The sequence below is a fragment of the Novosphingobium sp. B-7 genome (assembly GCF_000410615.1).
Taxonomy (GTDB): domain Bacteria; phylum Pseudomonadota; class Alphaproteobacteria; order Sphingomonadales; family Sphingomonadaceae; genus Novosphingobium; species Novosphingobium capsulatum.
Genome location: NZ_KE148431.1, coordinates 362 through 1,446 on the forward strand (window position 1 = coordinate 362; position 1,085 = coordinate 1,446).

Here is a 1,085-nt window from a genome sequence, read left to right on the forward strand (position 1 = left end):
GCGGCGCTGCCCACGGCATCGCCGGCCCAATCCAGCCCATGATCGGCGCCGTGGCGCGCCAGGGTGCCGAGCCAGGTCTGCCCGGTGAACTGGTAAAGCCCGGTCGCGCTGGAGGTGCGGGCGCGGGCATGGGGATCAAGCCCGGATTCGAGCCGCGCCTGCGCGAGCAGATAGCCAAAGTCCACGCCGGTGGCATTGGCGGCCCGCGCGATCGCCGCATGCACCGCGCCGCCTTGGGACGCGCTGCCGCCCATGATCGCGCCGGTTGCCGGATCGGCAATGCTGCCGGCAGAGTTTTGCACTGAACTCAAGGCCCACATCCTTGTGCTTGCGGCGAAAGCCAGACGATGGCGCGCCGCGACAAGGAGAGTTCAGCAAGGGTTGTGCCAGTTTTTCGAAATCCTGAAAAAGGATGCGGGATTCAGCGCTTTGCCGCGCACAAAAAAGGCGCTGCGGGCCGGCCCGGCAAGGGCAGCGACACGCAGCGCCAGACAAAACTTGCCGTTGGGGATCAGCGCACGCGCGCGGTGCGGGCGTGGTGCGCGCGCACCTGGCCGGCATGGGCGCGATAGAGCGCGGGGGTTCCGGTAAGCGCATCAAGCCGCGCGGCAACGTTGGCGGCGATCAGGTTGCGCACGCGGCGGTTGGCTTCGTTGAGGCGGCGCGCGGCATCGACCATGCCCCGGCATTCCTCGTCGATCGCCTCGCTCGCCACCGTTTCCAGGCGGCTGCACAGATCCGCCTTGTCGACCGCGCACCCCATGATCGCGTCCATGTCGAGGCCGGCCAGCGCCTGGCGTTCTTCATTGAGCACGGCAATCATCTGGCCCAGCGCGCGGGCGAGATCGGTGGGGTGGCAAATCGGTGCGTCAGCGGTCATTGGGGGGTCCTCAGCAGCATGCCGGCGGCAATCATGGCATCGGCGATCCGGGCGGGAATCACCGGGTAATGGCCCTCCGCGATGGCGCGGCGAATCTGGGCGACGCGATCGCTGCTGACCGGCACCTCGCCGGCGCGGGTGGCATCGCTGGTGGCAACAGTGGCAGCGGCGGTGGCCGCGCTGGCCTGGGCGGCAGGCGCGGCCT

Annotated in this window: 2 protein-coding genes and 1 pseudogene; all 3 read right to left on the reverse strand. The window is 69.3% G+C overall.

Features of this window, described 5'->3' with window-relative positions:
- Positions 1–302: pseudogene (locus H926_RS28910) on the reverse strand (transglycosylase SLT domain-containing protein); the annotation flags it as partial.
- A gap of 209 nt (positions 303–511) precedes the next feature.
- A complete protein-coding gene (locus H926_RS28915) occupies positions 512–880 on the reverse strand; it encodes a hypothetical protein (protein ID WP_022677654.1) in 369 nt (122 codons plus the stop codon).
- Positions 877–1,085: flagellar biosynthesis anti-sigma factor FlgM (locus tag H926_RS0118725; protein WP_022677655.1), on the reverse strand; the 209-nt coding region annotated here is incomplete at its 5' end. The genes H926_RS0118725 and H926_RS28915, both read right to left, overlap by 4 nt.